Below are 15903 nucleotides of genomic sequence, written 5' to 3'. Positions count from 1 at the left end.
ATACAGGTGAACCCTAATTAAATGTTTTGTAGTTACTCAATAATTCTTGTCCAATATACCATATTCTGTTAATATAAAGTTTAGATGCGTTCGCCCTGGCTCCCTGGTGCGTCGCTATTAGATTGTCGGTCTTTTTTGAAGATTGGCTATGGCGACACACCTTACGGAAAACTTAAAAATCCCAAATCCAAAATGGTATTATAAAACTTCATTAAGTTTGCAAGCAATAGTAAGCAATGGTAGTATCATATAGTCAGAAGGTCAACAAGCGAGAATTATAGCGATCGTTAAAAAATGGAGAGTCTAAATGCAACTAGCAGAGAGACACATCATTAAATCCACCGAACACCGTTTTATTGAAATTGATGTACTAGCCTTTAAATCCAAAAATTTGTATAACGCCGCTAACTACATTATCCGTCAAAGTTTTGTTTACGGATGGGGTTATATCAATTACAACGAAATGAATCGTTTGATGAAATCTCATCAAGCATACAAAGAATTGCCAGCCAAGGTAAGTCAACAAATATTAATGATATTAGACAAAAATTGGAAGTCTTTTTTTGAAGCAGTCAAAGCTTACAAAAATAACCCCACAAAATTTAGCGGTCGCCCGAAATTACCGAAGTACAAAGATAAAGTCAAGGGTCGGAATATTCTAGTCTATACGATTCAAGCCATTAGTAGCAAGGAACTCAAGAAAGGAATTATCAAGCTTTCCGGTACTAATATTTTAATTAAAACCCAGGTCAAACCAGAGAAAATTTGTCAAATTAGATTAGTGCCAAAATGTGATTCCTATGTAATTGAGGTAATTTACAATGCCTGTACTCAGCCGGAGCCCACCATCGAAAACAAAAAAGAATTAGTAGGTAGTATCGATTTAGGATTGAATAATTTAGTAGCGCTAACTTCAAATCAGCCGGGGTTTGTCCCTTTACTGATAAACGGGCGACCACTCAAATCAATTAATCAATTCTACAACAAACGTAAAGCACAACTGCAATCTCAATTAAAAGGAAACCGCTGCTCGTCATCACGTCTTGGGCGCCTAACTCGTTGCCGCCATCAAAAAGTTGATAATTACTTGCATCATACCAGTCGCCAGATAATCAATCTGCTCGCATCACAAAAGATAGGGATGCTAGTAATTGGCAAAAACTTACAATGGAAAAATGAGATTAATTTAGGCAAGAGAACCAATCAAAACTTTGTCAATATTCCTCATGCTCGGCTAATTGAAATGTTGAAATACAAAGCTGAATTGGTTGGAATAAAGGTAATAGAGCAAGAGGAATCCTATACTTCCAAATCGAATTTTCTGAATTTAGATCCAATTCCTGTCTACGGAAATATTGGATCTCAGGATGTCACATTTAGCGGTTCGCGAATTAAGAGAGGATTGTACAAAACGTCGTTGGGTCGATTGATTAATGCCGATGTTAATGGGTCTTATAATATCTTAAGAAAAGCAATCCCAAATGCTTTTAGCACTCTTGATAGGGAGCTGTGTAGCTCAGCCGAGGCGGGTTAATCCGCTCAAAGTGAAAGCGAAAGGGGAGGGACTCAATGCCTCCCATGTCATGTAATAGATGACTATACTTTTACCAGCTATAGCCTAACGGCTCGGAGACCGGCTTGGTGGCTCGGTTTCCGGGGGTTCGGGAGCCACAGTCGGTGACTCAGCAGCCGGAGGATTCAGCGATTCCTCCCAAATTTTGATTTGCGATCGCGCTTGCTCAAAAGCCCGAGAACCGGAGGGAATTTTCTTTAAAGTCGCGATCGCCCCAGCCAGATCCGACGACGATTGTTCCACACCCATCGCCAAAATTCGCTGGCTCCACTCCTCGATCGCCTCACTAGCCTGCCAGCGGAGCGAACTCGTATCGGGTACCTGAAGGGCTAGCGTAATTGCTGCTTGCAAGGAGTCAGCAGTTCCCGCTTGGGCGGCCTGACGGGCGCTCTGCAAGCCTTGCTCGCCCTGCAATTGAGCTTCCCAAGTCCGAATGTTCGATCGAGCTTCCTCATATAGCACCCGTCCCGATCGAATCCGGCGTGCCATCTCAATGGCCTCGGCCAAATTACCCCTAGCCGCTAGTTGCTGAGCTCTCTCCAAAAACGGCTGGTCTTGAAGGCGCTGTCTTCTCTCGATCCAAGCTTGAATTTTGGTTTGAGCTTCCCCGTAAAGCGCTCTTCCTTGGCCGATCCGAGAAGCTTGAGCTACGGCTGCTTCCAGAGAATTTGGATCGCCGGTAGTCGCTAAATCGTTAGCTCTTTGCAGGTACGGACTGTCTTCTAGCAGTTCGATTTGACGGCTCAAGCGATCGATTTGAGTCCGAGCTTCCTTAGAGCGGGGATTTGATTCCGGGACTGTTTGCAATTGGCTGATCGCAGCCCTCAAGTCCTTGACCCCTCCCGGCGCTGCCAGCCTACTTGCCAAATCCAAAATTTTCACATCAGCCATTTCTTGCTGCCAGCGGCCGACTAAATCTTGAGCTTGTTTGTACAAAGGGCGGCCGTCTTTCAACTTTTGAGCCAGATCGATCGCCTTAGACAAACCATCAACAGAGCCGGTCAAAGCCTGAGCCGTAGCCTGAGCCAATTCGTTAAAATCCTGTACTTGTTCCTTTAAATTTGCAGCCTCTGGAATCTTGTTAGCGATCGAGATCGCCTGCTGCCAATCCCCTGCTTGCAAGCGTTTTTGGGCGATCGCCATCACTTTCTTGCTAAATTCCGCGATCAGCTTATTGGCAGCTTGATACAAATAACTCTTTTGATCGATGCCCTGAGCCAGTTTAATCCCCGTCACCAGATTGTCCAGCCCTCCCTCCGAGGCTGTATTTCTGGCTTTTACCAACTTATTGCCCTCAGCCTTTGTCGTCTGAATTACCTTAGTGAGTTCCTCATACTTCGTCGATTCCCAGAAAGTATTTCCCGTATCCAACAGCAGAGTAGCTTGGCGGAAAGCCAGCCCCCACTCTTCCTGACGCAAGTGGTCTTCTGCCGTGCGGTAAAGTTTCTCTGCATCGCTCCATGTTGACTGCCACTTTTCAATCTGCTGTCGCACCGTCGCGTAAGCGGGAACGTCTTGAGGAACCTTGCGGGCGATCGCGATCGCCTCATCCAGCTTTCCTTCTTGGAAACTAGAATTTCCCAACCTGAGAATATCCTGCGACCAGCGATCGATCTGACCGTTAATTCTCGATCGTAGCGGGTGATCTTGGGGCAAAGCGTTCACTAATTCGATCGCCCGCAGCAAATCATCCGCCGTCCGCTTGCTGGCTGCTTCTTGAGCGCAAAAAAAGCGATCGTTAGCAGAAGCCGTCGGCCAAAAAATCTTCGAGCAATTCGACTGCGAGGTTAGGTTTAGCAAAGACGAAATTGCCACAAACCCCATACCCACCGACATCAGCAAACTCACCGCCAGCCAAAACTGCCATTTTTTCGACCAGAAGCGCCACAGCCGATAGGGGTCACGTGGCGGTTGCGAGTTTTCTCCAGACTCTTTCGGCTGCTGTTCCAGATGCCCTCCCGGCAGTTTTCCTGAAGTAACCAAATCTCGGATTTCTTTAAGTCGCTCAGCGCGATTTTTCCTGGCTGGAATTGGCACTAGCGAGGAAGTATCCTTTTTTGACTCCAAGGATTCTGATGCAGACCAACGGCCTGGTGTTTTGCGATCTTGACTCATAAATCTCCGCTCACCACAAACAGCAACCAGCCAGTGTTAGTTATTTTAAAACTGCGATCGCTGATATCCACTGCTCTATAGAATGTATCCATCACTTTTACCAGAAAGAATTGGTTTCAAGCCTATCCCTTATGGGGATAATTTAAAAGAAGATTATTCATTACTCCAATCCACTTCCTTCTAGGTAGAGGTCAACTGTCAACTGTCAACTGTCAACTGTCAACTGAATGAAATACTCCTGCAGGCGGAACACTGCAAGAGCCGTAGCTTGCGGGGCCCGACGCCATCGCCCACAACGCCCCAAACAAAATTTCGTGATTAGTTGACATACTCACCGCCCTAAAAGTGCGGTGATTCTTGACGCTTCACAGGGGTCTGCTACCGAAGTAGTCTTACGTCCCCTCTGCGCCCGTTTAGAGTCGTGGCAATGCCCTATCCCGACTTTTTCTATATTTCTCGCAGCATTCAAATCCCTGTCTTGCTGAGTGCCACAATTAAGGCACAACAGCGAACGAATAGAGAGGTCTAATTTGCCCCACTTAAACCCGCAATCTGCACACACCTGACTGGTAGGTTCCCAGCGACTAATTACCCTAAATTCCCTGCCTAGCTGTTCAGATTTAGCCTCACACAGTACCCTAAACTCATACCATCCTTGCTGACTAATGCTAAGCGCAAGTTTGCGATTCTTGACCATGCCAGACACGTTCAAATCTTCTAAAACAATTACTTGGTTTTCGTTAACTATTTTGCTTGACAGTTTGTGCAGGAAGTCTTTGCGCGTGTCTGCAATTTGGTTATGCAGTTTGGCAATTTGAAGCCGGGTTTTATTTCGGCGTTTTGAGTCTTTGAGTTGCCTTGCTAGCTTGCGTTGAAGAGAGCGAATTCTTCGGTCTAGCTGCTTGTAGATTGGGCTTTGAGCTGATGTTCCATCACTCATTACTGCAAAGGTTTTAATGCCCAGATCGATGCCGATGCTGTGGTTTTTGGCTTCGACTAGATCGGGATTAATCTCTACAACAAAGCTTAAGAAATAGCGATTGGCACAGTCTTTGATAACGGTTACAGAACTAGGAACTGACGGCAATTTCCTAGACCAGACTGGATTAACAACTCCAATCTTGGCTAAATAAACCCCATCTCCCTTGATTGAAAACCCCCCGCGAGTTAATCTTGCAGACTGACTGTTTGCGCGCTTTTTGAAATTGGGATAGCCGCTTGAGCGCCCTTTTCTTTGTCCCTTGCAAGACTCAAAGAAGTTTTTAAACGCTGTCTCTAAGTCTGCTATTGACTGTTGTAAGGGGATTGCCGATACTTCACTCAGCCATGCCCTCTTTTCTGTTTGCTTACCCTGAGTGATTATTAGTTTCTGAAGTTCTGCTGATTTGGGTTTCTTTTCAGATTGCTTGCAAAGTGCAAGTGCATCATTCCAGACCACTCGAACACAACCAAATAATTGAGCCAAGCTCTGTTTTTGTTGGTCGGTTGGATAAAATCTGTATTGATACCTTGCTTTCATTTTTTTACTTTTGTTCTTGCTCTATTATACTAGGTTTTGCCAAAAAAGTCAGGAATAATTAAAGCCGTCCTATAAGGACGGGGCTTTAGACCCATTGTCCCGATAGCAATGCTTGAGGAACTTCAACATCACATTGCAAAGTGAGCATGGCATAGTAACCAGATGCTCGCTTCACAATACGAATTTGCTTAACTTCAAACCCCTCTAAAATCGGGCGCGATAGATGTATCTTGACGGGGCCAATCTTAGGCAAATTAACCCAGTCTGCACCCTCAAAACGTTGAACGGATTCTAGGTTTAATTGCGGAAACACAAATGAGCGCATCGGCTTTTTAAACCTAGGAAACCCGTGCCCCCGATCGCACATCGCCACAAACGCTGCCTCTAAGAAAGCGCAACACCTGTTGCAAGACATGGGTATGAGGTAGCTTCAGTTCAGGAATCAACTGCTTTGCCTGGGAAAGCGTTTTGCACGCTCCGCGCAAAGGTTGGACGGGGTGCATCAGCGGGGATAATGTATTCCTGCCGGATGCTGCATGAGTTGACATCACACTTACGGGAGTTCACCCAATCCTTCCGTTCTCGCAATGCAAAGTTGTAGACCTTGCGGCAGATAGTCAGCCACTGGTCGATAGTTTCGCGTTGTGCGTCGGTGGGAATGAGTTTGTATTCGTAGGTGAGATTCAACATTGCACCATTTTACAACCAGCCTGAATAAATAATATTCCGTTTATTCAAATTCCTCGACGTAGAGTTCTAGGCGACTGAAGTCGCCTCCGGCTTATCCCCAAGTCGGTCGCCAGGGGCTTGCTCCTGGTTTTTCGGTCATCCCCAACTCGCACTCAATAGAGCCAATTACACATTATGGTCTCAAGAACCGGAATTCGATCGCAAATCGCCAATTAGTTCGGCAAGTTCGTCGCTGTTAGCCTTGTAAACCTCATTGCAGAAATGGCAAGTAGCCTCAGCCCCGCCATCTTTTTCGATCATGTCTTGGAGTTCGGCTTCGCCCAACATTTTCAGAGCTCCCAAAACTCGATCGAACGAACAGCCACAGTGAAAGCGCACCATCTGAGTTTCCGGGAAAATTTCCAGGCCCATATCACCCAGCAACTCTTCCAGAATCTGGTGCAGCGTTTTGCCCGATTGTAGCAACGGCGTAAAGCCCGACAGTGCAGTCACCCTAGATTCTAGAGTTTGCACAAGTTCTTCATCCGTCGCCGCCTTCGGCATAACCTGCAACAGCACGCCCCCAGAAGCTTGCACCCCCGCCGCCCCCACAAACACCCCCAAAACCAGAGCCGAAGGAGTCTGTTCCGAGGTTGCCAAATAGTGAGTCAGATCGTCCCCAATTTCGCCGGAAACCAATTCTACCGTACTTGAGTAAGGGAAGCCGTATCCAGCGTCGCGCACCACATACAAATAGCCGTCACCGATGGCGCCGCCGACATCAAGTTTGCCTTTAGCATTGGGCGGCAATTCCACTGAGGGATTGCTGACATAACCTCGAACCGTCCCATCAAGTCCCGCATCAACCAGAAGTCCGCCTAGGGGCCCATCTCCTTTGATGCGAATGTTGACTCTCGATTCGGGCCGCTTCATGCTGGAAGCGAGTAACAGCCCTGCTGACATTGTGCGTCCGAGGGCTGCTGTAGCGACGTAGGAGAGCTTGTGCCGCCCTCTTGCTTCTTCGGTGAGGCGGGTGGTAATGACGGCTACAGCGCGAATTCCACCATCTGCGGCTGTAGCGCGAATTAATTGATCGGCCATGAAAAACCTGACTTGTCTTTTGATACTGCTGGAACTATTTTAGAAGTTCTTGAAGGTTGTCGCAGCAAATGGTCAGTTCGGAAGGGCGATCGAGCTTCACGACTCCTCAGGGTGCGGGGGCTGCGACGCAATGCCGTTTTATTCTCATCATATAAAAATTGCGTTGCTTAATCAGGGTATGAAAAAAAATAAGTTGAAAATCCCCAAGCTTTGTCGATACTGGTTTCTATGACTGGCATATTTAGCCTTTCATACCGTAAATCAGCAACGCCTGGTTTTTGGCGAATATTCGATCGCGCGGGACATTCCTGCACGCTGTCACGCATTTACCGCTGTTGTTCGCTGGCTCAGATTTGAAGAAGCAGTCACCGAACTTGATGATGTGCAAGTAATTCCCGAAGTCGAAAGCAGATGGCTTTAGATTTTTAGACTGAATAAATTGCTCAATTAATCACCTTGAAAGTTTAAGAGTATGTGATATCAAATTTGCATTTAACTCAATACGCTTGGTTAGTATTTTTTGGTCGTTGCAAGGAACAATCTTATGAACTTGAGCCGTAGGAAAGCAATCGCAAAGTCTATTTTATAGATCGTTATTTTATCTATATTGAAAGTCTTAACTGAACCGTATTGGGATTCAAATAATGTTTAAAATTTAAGCTATTGAGCATTTAAATTACATATTCCGACGATACTCTGAGCAATGTCACACTCATAGCTTGAGTAATTGTTGATACAGAATTTGAATGTAGATAAAGCTTATACTCCCGCTAACCTAACGATCACCTAACCTTTACCTGGGTCGGTTAGAGTGAGATCGCTAGGTCTCACACTAATGTTTTTTAGCTGGAAATAACGGATATGCCACCAACATCGAAAGCACTTTTAGCGGAAGTCCAGCATAACACAGGAGCAACTCGAAACTTGCATTTTTATGCAAAGGGCGAAACCATTCCTTTAATGTCCCAAGGCCTTTGGCGCGTCTGTCAAGGTTTAGCACAACTGAGTACCCTTTATCCCACCGGAGAAGAAGGACTTTTGGGTTGGGTGGGGCCTTCGATGTGTTTCGGTTTGTGGTTGACTTCCTTGCAGACTTACCGAGCTACGGCAACATCAGACGTTTATTTGATGTGGTATTCTATGGTGGAAATTGAAGCTTCTCCTCAATTGGCTCACGAGTTGTTGCCTCAAATGGTGCGGCGGCTGCGACAAATGGAATCAATTTTGGCGATCGCCGGACAGCGCCGAGTAGAAGACCGTTTGTATCAACTTCTGCTATTATTGCAACAGGACTTCGGTCAGCCTGTGGTTGAGGGAACTCGTTTGAGCATCCGCTTGACACATCAAGATATTGCTAATACTATTTGCACGACTCGCGTAACGGTAACGCGAATGTTGGGAAAATTGCAGCAGCAAGGGTTAATCAGTCGAGATGGCGATCGGCATTTAATACTTAATAAAGGTGTTTTTGCGTCCACCTCCGATTTGTTTGGCTGCAACCCTCAAGCAGTCTAGAACCGACATCTATCTATTCGCATCTACACTCTACATAAAGTCTTCGAGTATTGGCTATCAAACCCCACTGCATGAGAATTGTTGGTCTCGATATTGCTCCCGCGATCTACAGCAATACCTTTGCAGTCAAAAAAGATATAATTAAACGGTGCATCTACTTAAACAATAAACCAATGGCTAACTCAACTCCAGAAACACCAAAACCAGACAAAAAAGAATTAACTGATATCACAGCTAAACCTCAAGAAAAACAAGAAGAACCGCCAAATAAGGGTGACGGGCGGCAATAGATAAAACGGCGGTTGAAACCGCGTCTATACCGTCTTATTCATGGGCTTGTTTTAGCGGAAATAACTTGACAAATTACTCAGCTTGTGTATTGCCGTTGGTCGATCGCAACTTCGGCTTGGACGGCTGTCCCCGCCGTCCATCCAGAGAAACCACCTCAGCCTCAGAACTCTCCCTAGCCACCCGAATCAGCAACCCCGACAACAACAAACTCGCCACCATCGAAGAACCGCCATAACTAAAAAACGGCAGCGGCAAACCCGTAGTCGGCAAAACCCCCGTCGCCACCCCAATATTCAGCAGCGACTGTCCCACCATCACCACCATCACCCCAATCGCCACCAACTGAGACTCAGCATTCCGCGCCCGCATCGCCACCCTCAAAGCCACAGTAGCGTAAGCCGCCAACATCAGTAACAGCGAGAAACCTCCCACCAAACCAAACTCCTCAGCAAACACAGCAAAAATAAAATCGCTGTACTGAATCGGCAAATAAAATAACTTTTGCTGAGACATCCCCAAACCAACGCCCCAAATCCCGCCAGAACCCACAGCCAGCAGACTTTGAACCAACTGATAACCATCCTGCATCGCATCAGCCCAAGGATTGAGAAAAGACATAATCCGGCGGCGCTGATATTCCTTAAAACTAATACTTAAAACCGCCAACAGCATTCCCCCTATAGCCGTTCCACCCAACTGCAAGTAAGGTAAGCCCGCCGCCAAAGCCACCAACCACAAAGTCATCCCGCACAAAGCCGTGGTACTCAAATTCGGCTGCAACAAAATGCCCAACAGCATCGCACCAAAAATTAACAACCAAGTAAACCGAACTTTGTTTGTCAATCGAGGCCAGTTGCCGAAAATGCGGGCGCTTTGCAGAACGAAAAACGGTTTAATCAACTCAGAAGGTTGAATAATCGGCACCGGGCCCAAAGATATCCAGCGAGTTGCGCCGTTGACTGTGGTTCCCACTCCCGGAATTAAGGTCAACCACAGCACTCCCAGCAGCACCAGAATTCCCAACTGAGCTGTTTTCATCAGGTAACGCAGGGGGGAGTAAACCATTAAGTTAAAGCCCGCCAGCCCGATCGCCACTGCGATTAGTTGCCGCTTAAAATAGTAAAGGCCGTCTCCCAATTCGGAATTGGCAATGGGATAGGAAGCTGAAAACAATGCTGTCAGCCCTACAAACAGCCACAAAAAAGTCAGCCACCGCAGCCATCGGGCCTCCGCAGCCCATTGCGACGCGCTGGGGTCAAAAAATGGAATGAAGCGTCGAATATCATTAGTCATTAGTTATGAGTTATGAGTTATGAGTGCGAGCTTAAGAGCTCGCGAACTTTATCATTAGTTAAGCTGTTGTGCATTTGAATTTAATTTGGGGGCGGGCTAGAAGCCCACCCCACAAGAATTTCAAGAAACAAGATTGTAAACATCAGATGCACGCCAGCTTAATTCGCGGTGGTCAAAAACCGGGTTTTTTAGCCAAATATTTGCTTAAAACCCTCAATGTCGATTTAAAAACCCGGTTTATTTGTGGGCGAGTGCATAAGTCTTATCAGCTAATTAGCATTTAAATTGCACGTCAAGAAATAATCAACCTCTTGTGGGGTGGGCTTCTAGCCCGCCTCAAATATCCAATTTTAATGTGGAACAGCCTAGCTAAAATCATAACAAACAAAAAAAGAGGTCGATCGCGACCTCTTCCCCTCTATCAATCCATTCTCGGATTTTAAAGTAAGCCAGTATTAGCTCCGGGCTTACCGGTAGCCAGTTGCACTTTAATAATTCTGCCGCCCATTTTCATAATTCTTTGCTGTTCCCGGAACCAGTTGTCATAGGGAACGAGCTTAGTAAAATAGGTATTTTGCAATTCGCGCTGAGTGCGGATGCGAGTTTGGCTGGGGACGCAAGCAGTCACTTTAAACATTCTCATGGGAAACAAACTCCTGAGTAGGTTTACAGATTTTTAGATGGATTTTAAAAAGATTGAAGTCAGGGAGTTAGGAGTCAAAACTAGCTCGTTAAAACTCGTCGGGCGTTCTCGACTGGCCTTTGACGGTCTAGCAATCACTCTCAATTTCCCTGACTTCTTTCAAAGCTAAAGGTAATAAGTCCAAAGTTAAAAGTTAAAAGTTAAAAGTTAAAAGTTAAGAGTTAAAGGAGGTAAGAAATAAATCTTCTTCCTTCTTCCTTCTTCCTTCTTCCTTCTTCCTTCTTCCTTCTTCCTTCTTCCTTAGATTTAGCTCAAGCCAGAGCAGATGTAGTCGAAATAGACGCCCATTTCTTTACCAGCGTCAGAACCGACCAAACCGGCGGTGACTTCTTTCATTGCTTGGATTGCTTGTACGGTAGAACCGATGGGCACGCCCAAGGAGTTGTAGGTTTCTTTCAAACCGTTGAGCACGCGCTCGTCAAGGATGGAAGGGTCGCCAGCTAGCATGGCGTAGGTGGCGTAGCGGAGGTAGTAGTCCAAGTCGCGAATGCAAGCTGCATAACGACGAGTGGTGTACATATTGCCACCGGGACGAGTTACGTCAGAGTACAACAGAGACTTAGCAACTGCTTCTTTGACGATTGTGGCTGCATTGGCGCTGATGGCGGTAGCGGCGCGGACGCGCAGTTCACCAGAAGCGAAGTAGTTCTTGAGCTTGTCTAATGCGCTGCTGTCCAGGTACTTACCTTGAACGTCAGAGGTATTGATAACGGCGGTAATTGCGTCTTGCATGGTTGTCTTGTTTCCTAGAAAGTGGCTGAGTCAGTCCAATTTTGGAGCTAGAATTTTAGATTTGGGATTGGGGATTTGAGATTTACAAGTAGTTGATTATCTGCAAAAGCTTTTGGCTTGTTATCAGTAACCCTCGATTGTTCAATCAAAAATCTATAATCAAAAACCTAAATTCCTTACTGCATCGCACCGATAACGTAGTCGAAGTAAGAGGAAGCTTCGGAAGCATCTTCTCCAGAGAGCAGCGAAGAAGCTGCATTTTTCATAGCGCGGACGCCTTCGGCAACTGCTGCAATCGGGGTTCCGAGAGAGTTGTACATTTCGCGGACGCCGACAATACCGATTTCTTCGATCGGAGTAATGTCGCCAGCTACGATTCCGTAGGTGATCAAACGCAGGTAGTAATCCAAGTCGCGCAAGCAAGTTGCGGTCATTTCTTCGCCGTAAGCGTTGCCGCCGGGAGAAACAACATCAGGGCGCTTTTGGAAAAGTTGGTCGCCGGCTGTTTTGACGATACGTTCGCGGGATTCGCTCAAAATTTGGGCGATGCGGACGCGGCGTTCACCAGAGGTGACGAAGCTCTTGATGCGGTCTAATTCGCCTGGGCTCAGGTAACGAGCTTCAGCGTCTGCGTTGACGATTGATTTGGTGACGATACTCATCTTGTGTGTACCCGCTGGATATTTTGCAATTGCGAACTGCTCCGCGTTGAACTAGCGACGTTCGGGCGCTTTCATCCCGTACCTTTCGCTTCGCTGGTGGCTGGAGCTTTGACGGGGAAGGGTGGACTTTCCACAGCCTGCAACTGCTGAAGTTGTTACCGGGTGTCTGCCTTCGCTGTTTGACGACGCTCGTTCTTCACGCCGGTGCGTTTTTTTGTGGCCGCACTGAGCCTGTCGCTTAGAATACCACAAATGATTGATGCGATCTTTAATCTACGATCGAGATTGCAGCAGATCCGTAAGTGGCGATCGAGTGACTGTTCGGCAGTTAGTCAGGATATTGCTTCTCTAACGCAACTACCTCTCGCAAGTATTTTGAGGCATTATGTTCACATTCTGAGTGTTACCGTAATAGTTTGTAACATTCCTTTTCATTTTTGGGCCCTCGGTGGCGTCTAATTCGTTAAAAATTCAAAGTCAAGAAATCGCTAAAATCTTATATCAGCAAGGATTACAGCCATCGAACCTTCAGCGGCTTGTCCCGAAGGCGACGGCGCGAGGCTAAAAAACTTCTGTGTCAAACAGAGGTGCGGAAGACTGAGGGGTGACAGGTGTCGATCGGAAATGGCGACTTTTAAGCTTGTAGCTAAATTTGACTCTCGTCCAAAAACGGATACAAGTTTCCCACACTCGGACGCGGAGCAACCCAAATTTTAGATTAAGGTGCAATTTTCCAGACTCATCGGTGAAATCTAAAATCCAAAATCTAAAATCCAAAATCGATCGACTCTCACTTTTAACCAGGTGCGCCGTGAAAAGAAATCTATCAGCCCTTAAAAAAGCTTTGCAGTTTGGGATTAGCGGTGCTGTCGGCGGTTTCGCCGGCAATCTCATCACTGAACCTTTCATGCACCATCTCAATGATTCAACATCTGTTTTTGACAGTGTATTGTCCACATCTCGCTGGTTTGGATTGGTAGGCGGCGGAATTGCTACTGCAATTATGTTCGGCTACTATTACTATATCAAAGGCAAGCCCCAAATCAAACAATCTTTAAAAAATGGCGGATTGTTTGGTGTAATTGCGGGGGCTATTTCTGGAGCAATCGCTGAAGGTATTTTTAGCGGGATTGGCGACGGCGAAAATGAACTATTGCGAGTGATTTGCTGGGGAATAGCTGGCGGTTTGTTAGGACTTGGACTTTCTAAACGCATTCCTAATTTAGGAATGCTGCGCGGCGCGGGTGGTGGCGGTGTGGGAGGTCTTTTGGGCGGTTGTTTGTTTATTCTGTTTGCTTATACTTTGTCGGGTACGGCGGGCCGTTTAGCTGGCTGTGGTGCGATCGGCTTTTGGATTGGAATTATGCTAGTTGTGGCCGAAACTTTGTTTAACAAAGCTTGGCTGGTAATTAGTTACGATAGCGGAACCAATCGCACTCTGACTATTGGTGCGGAACCGGTGACTTTTGGTAGCGATGAAAATTTGTCTATTATCTACATTCCTCATGTTTCGCCTTTAGCCATGAGGTTTCAATTGGAAGGGGGTCAAATTGTTTGCGAGAATTTTGATAGCGGGGCGGTGAGTTATTTGCGATCGGGCGACCAAAAGAGAATCGGTAACTGTACAATTACAGTTGGAAACTCTGACTTGCCTACTGCAACTTCCGCTCGGGTTACGCCGACTATTTTATCACAAGCATCGCCAGCCAATGCTTTTGCCAACGGTCAATTTTTGCTGACATTGGGAAGTCGAGTTATCCCTCTGACTGCGGGTACTCAGCTATTCACCTCTGACATCCCGAGTTTAACGGCTACGGCGTCTAGCGGCGTGGTAGCGCTGGTGAATTCTCGATCGCCAAACGAGCTATCCTTAGGATTGATCAATTTGAGCGATCGCTCTTGGTGGGCCACAGACAGTCAAGGCGACATGAAAATGATTGAACCTGAAAGTACCGTGACTTTGGCCTTGGGAACTAAAATCGAATTTGGTGAACTTGAGGGCGAGATTGTCGGAAGCTAAATAATCTTAAATCCGTATCCCCATAGGTTCGTAGTGAGGACTTTAGTCCTCTAAGGATCGCGAATTAAATAATTTACACTCTTAAAAGTGGTATGGGCGTCCCGCCCGTCCTTTATAGACGGGCGGGACGCCCATACCACAATAATTAAAATTGTAAGTTATTTAATTCTCATTCCTAAGAAATGATGCGGACTAAAGTCCTAACTACGAACCTTTTTGTCCTCTAAGAAATGATGCGGACTAAAGTCCTCACTACGAACCTTTTTGTTTTATAATAAATGATGCGGACTAAAGTCCTCACTACGAACCTTTTTTATGGCGGTAAATTAAATTGCCGATAATAAATTCAAGCAGAACTACCGCTAACGCCAGTAATCACAGCCGCCCCAATCAAATGAGCCAAACGCAAAGCTTCAGGAACCTTACCAGTATCAGTCAAACGCTGGAGTACCAGTGCAATTACTTCCGGTTGTTCGCCGCACACTTGAAAAAAGAAAGGTTCAAAAGCGTAAATTTTGCCAGCGCGGCGCAACAATTCTAAACGGTATTCCGAATCTGAGAAATGACCGAGGGCTTTTTCAACAGCAGCTAAATCTGGTTGGCGGCGCATGACAGCAACGCAAGGAATTTGCAGCCGCGATGCTAACTTGGGAAGGTCAATAATATTGAAGCCGCCGAAAGCAATTCCATCAAGCAAAACGAGATGCAATTGCGGTAAAAATTTCCCTCCTAGCAGTAGCTGACAAATTACGTCGGTGGCATCTAATCCGTCTGGGAGGACTTGTCCCCAGACCATTCCTTCAAATCTAGTCCCCCCGCAGACCACGCCTGCGATCGACACCAAACTACTGCTGGTACGAGAAAACGGAGCGTCGTCAAAGCCAATAACCTTAATTGTGCGATCGAGTCTGAGCAATTCTGCTAGTTTCAAAGCAGGGACTTCCCTAAACTAAAAATTTTGACATTAATTTGACTTTTACATATTATCATAGACTTTAAAGACTCGAACGCTAATATCAATTTTATATGAAGCTGCTCCTGAATTCGCTCCCACTTTAATTAAGTAGGGTGGTTTTATTATTAGATAGGATATATAGCGGTTCTCAGAAAGATGAGGTACGTTGTTGGGCTTCAGCCCTCTTAGTCTAAGCGGTTATACTGATGCCAGTCATACCTCATCTTTTTGAGAAAGGCTATATAAAATATAAAACCACCAAAAGTAGCGCTCAAAGGTCGGCTCGCGTTTGGGGCAAGGCACGTAATTTCAATATTAGCACTCTTGCCTAATATTATAAAGAGCGCCCAAGCACAACTACGTACCTAAACTGTCAACTGTCAACCCTCTCTTCTACTTAAAAAGGTTTTAAACTCTTGTCTCAAAAATACGTAGCAGCAATAGATCAAGGAACCACCAGCACCAGATTTATCATATTCGATCGCCTGGGACAGATAATTTGCAGCAACCAACAAGAACACCAGCAAATCTATCCACAACCGGGATGGGTGGAACACAATCCCGAGGAAATTTGGCGGCGAACCCAAAGCGTAATTAAAAATACCCTGGAAATCGGTAATATCGATGCGAAAGATATTGCAGCCCTCGGCATTACCAACGGGAGCATCCCACTTTTGCAATCAGTATAAATACTCAGACAATTGTCTGTCTGACTAAGTTGATGGCATAATAGAAAGCAAATAAATTACCATAAT

16 protein-coding genes and 1 pseudogene are annotated in these 15903 nt (G+C 46.0%); 6 read left to right on the top strand and 11 right to left on the bottom strand.

Annotated elements, in window-relative coordinates; all coding sequences use genetic code 11:
• Nucleotides 1–307: 307 nt before the first annotated feature.
• Nucleotides 308–1589: pseudogene (locus tag JGK07_RS29045) on the top strand (transposase).
• A 29-nt stretch (nucleotides 1590–1618) separates the two neighbouring features.
• Here JGK07_RS29045 and JGK07_RS29040 read toward each other — a convergent pair.
• The 6 genes from JGK07_RS29040 to JGK07_RS29020 form a co-directional block, all read right to left on the bottom strand.
• Nucleotides 1619–3688 carry a hypothetical protein gene (locus tag JGK07_RS29040; protein WP_293175692.1) on the bottom strand — a complete coding sequence of 690 codons (2070 nt, stop codon included), beginning with the start codon at nucleotides 3686–3688 and terminating at the stop codon, nucleotides 1619–1621.
• A 331-nt stretch (nucleotides 3689–4019) separates the two neighbouring features.
• Entirely contained in the window at nucleotides 4020–5207 is a 1188-nt protein-coding gene (locus JGK07_RS29035; RefSeq protein ID WP_293175695.1) for a transposase, read from the bottom strand.
• A gap of 85 nt (nucleotides 5208–5292) precedes the next feature.
• On the bottom strand, nucleotides 5293–5520 hold the full coding sequence (locus tag JGK07_RS33320) for a hypothetical protein (protein ID WP_366517070.1): 228 nt from the start codon (nucleotides 5518–5520) through the stop codon (nucleotides 5293–5295).
• A 122-nt stretch (nucleotides 5521–5642) separates the two neighbouring features.
• On the bottom strand, nucleotides 5643–5897 hold the full coding sequence (locus JGK07_RS33315) for a helix-turn-helix domain-containing protein (protein WP_293175697.1): 255 nt from the start codon (nucleotides 5895–5897) through the stop codon (nucleotides 5643–5645).
• Between the two features lie 180 nt (nucleotides 5898–6077).
• Complete coding sequence (hslO, locus tag JGK07_RS29025; protein ID WP_293175699.1) at nucleotides 6078–6977, bottom strand: Hsp33 family molecular chaperone HslO; 900 nt, start codon at nucleotides 6975–6977, stop codon at nucleotides 6078–6080.
• 167 nt (nucleotides 6978–7144) lie between these two features.
• Complete coding sequence (locus JGK07_RS29020) at nucleotides 7145–7303, bottom strand: hypothetical protein (protein ID WP_293175701.1); 159 nt, start codon at nucleotides 7301–7303, stop codon at nucleotides 7145–7147.
• A gap of 535 nt (nucleotides 7304–7838) precedes the next feature.
• Between JGK07_RS29020 and JGK07_RS29015 the strand changes: the two genes are divergently transcribed.
• Nucleotides 7839–8492, top strand: coding sequence for a Crp/Fnr family transcriptional regulator (locus JGK07_RS29015; protein WP_293175703.1), 654 nt, complete (start codon nucleotides 7839–7841; stop codon nucleotides 8490–8492).
• Between the two features lie 71 nt (nucleotides 8493–8563).
• On the top strand, nucleotides 8564–8782 hold the full coding sequence (locus JGK07_RS29010) for a hypothetical protein (RefSeq protein WP_293175705.1): 219 nt from the start codon (nucleotides 8564–8566) through the stop codon (nucleotides 8780–8782).
• A 73-nt stretch (nucleotides 8783–8855) separates the two neighbouring features.
• Here the strand turns inward: JGK07_RS29010 and JGK07_RS29005 are convergent, their stop codons facing one another.
• The 4 genes from JGK07_RS29005 to apcA all read right to left on the bottom strand — a co-directional run bounded on the left by JGK07_RS29005 (nucleotide 8856) and on the right by apcA (nucleotide 12173).
• Entirely contained in the window at nucleotides 8856–10076 is a 1221-nt protein-coding gene (locus tag JGK07_RS29005; RefSeq protein ID WP_293175707.1) for an FtsW/RodA/SpoVE family cell cycle protein, read from the bottom strand.
• 439 nt (nucleotides 10077–10515) lie between these two features.
• Complete coding sequence (locus JGK07_RS29000) at nucleotides 10516–10719, bottom strand: phycobilisome linker polypeptide (RefSeq protein WP_006634929.1); 204 nt, start codon at nucleotides 10717–10719, stop codon at nucleotides 10516–10518.
• A gap of 306 nt (nucleotides 10720–11025) precedes the next feature.
• Complete coding sequence (apcB, locus tag JGK07_RS28995; protein WP_293144548.1) at nucleotides 11026–11511, bottom strand: allophycocyanin subunit beta; 486 nt, start codon at nucleotides 11509–11511, stop codon at nucleotides 11026–11028.
• Between the two features lie 176 nt (nucleotides 11512–11687).
• Nucleotides 11688–12173: an allophycocyanin subunit alpha gene (apcA, locus tag JGK07_RS28990; protein ID WP_265234273.1), complete on the bottom strand. Its 486-nt coding sequence runs from the start codon at nucleotides 12171–12173 to the stop codon at nucleotides 11688–11690.
• Nucleotides 12174–12425: 252 nt separating this feature from the next.
• Here apcA and JGK07_RS28985 point away from each other — a divergent pair, with 252 nt between their 5' ends.
• Both JGK07_RS28985 and JGK07_RS28980 read left to right on the top strand, forming a co-directional pair.
• Nucleotides 12426–12632 (top strand): hypothetical protein, encoded by a 207-nt coding sequence (locus JGK07_RS28985; protein WP_293175709.1) that lies wholly within the window; start codon nucleotides 12426–12428, stop codon nucleotides 12630–12632.
• 352 nt (nucleotides 12633–12984) lie between these two features.
• Complete coding sequence (locus JGK07_RS28980) at nucleotides 12985–14193, top strand: hypothetical protein (RefSeq protein ID WP_293225667.1); 1209 nt, start codon at nucleotides 12985–12987, stop codon at nucleotides 14191–14193.
• 346 nt (nucleotides 14194–14539) lie between these two features.
• On the opposite strand, the gene JGK07_RS28975 is transcribed toward JGK07_RS28980, so the two are convergent.
• Nucleotides 14540–15124 carry a DUF99 family protein gene (locus JGK07_RS28975; RefSeq protein WP_293175713.1) on the bottom strand — a complete coding sequence of 195 codons (585 nt, stop codon included), beginning with the start codon at nucleotides 15122–15124 and terminating at the stop codon, nucleotides 14540–14542.
• Nucleotides 15125–15564: 440 nt separating this feature from the next.
• Here JGK07_RS28975 and JGK07_RS28970 point away from each other — a divergent pair, with 440 nt between their 5' ends.
• A complete protein-coding gene (locus JGK07_RS28970) occupies nucleotides 15565–15837 on the top strand; it encodes an FGGY family carbohydrate kinase (RefSeq protein WP_293243314.1) in 273 nt (90 codons plus the stop codon).
• Nucleotides 15838–15903: the final 66 nt, after the last annotated feature.

It is taken from the genome of Microcoleus sp. PH2017_24_DOB_U_A (genome assembly GCF_020738205.1).
GTDB lineage: Bacteria > Cyanobacteriota > Cyanobacteriia > Cyanobacteriales > Microcoleaceae > Microcoleus.
This window is presented reverse-complemented; position numbering and strand designations above follow the sequence as displayed.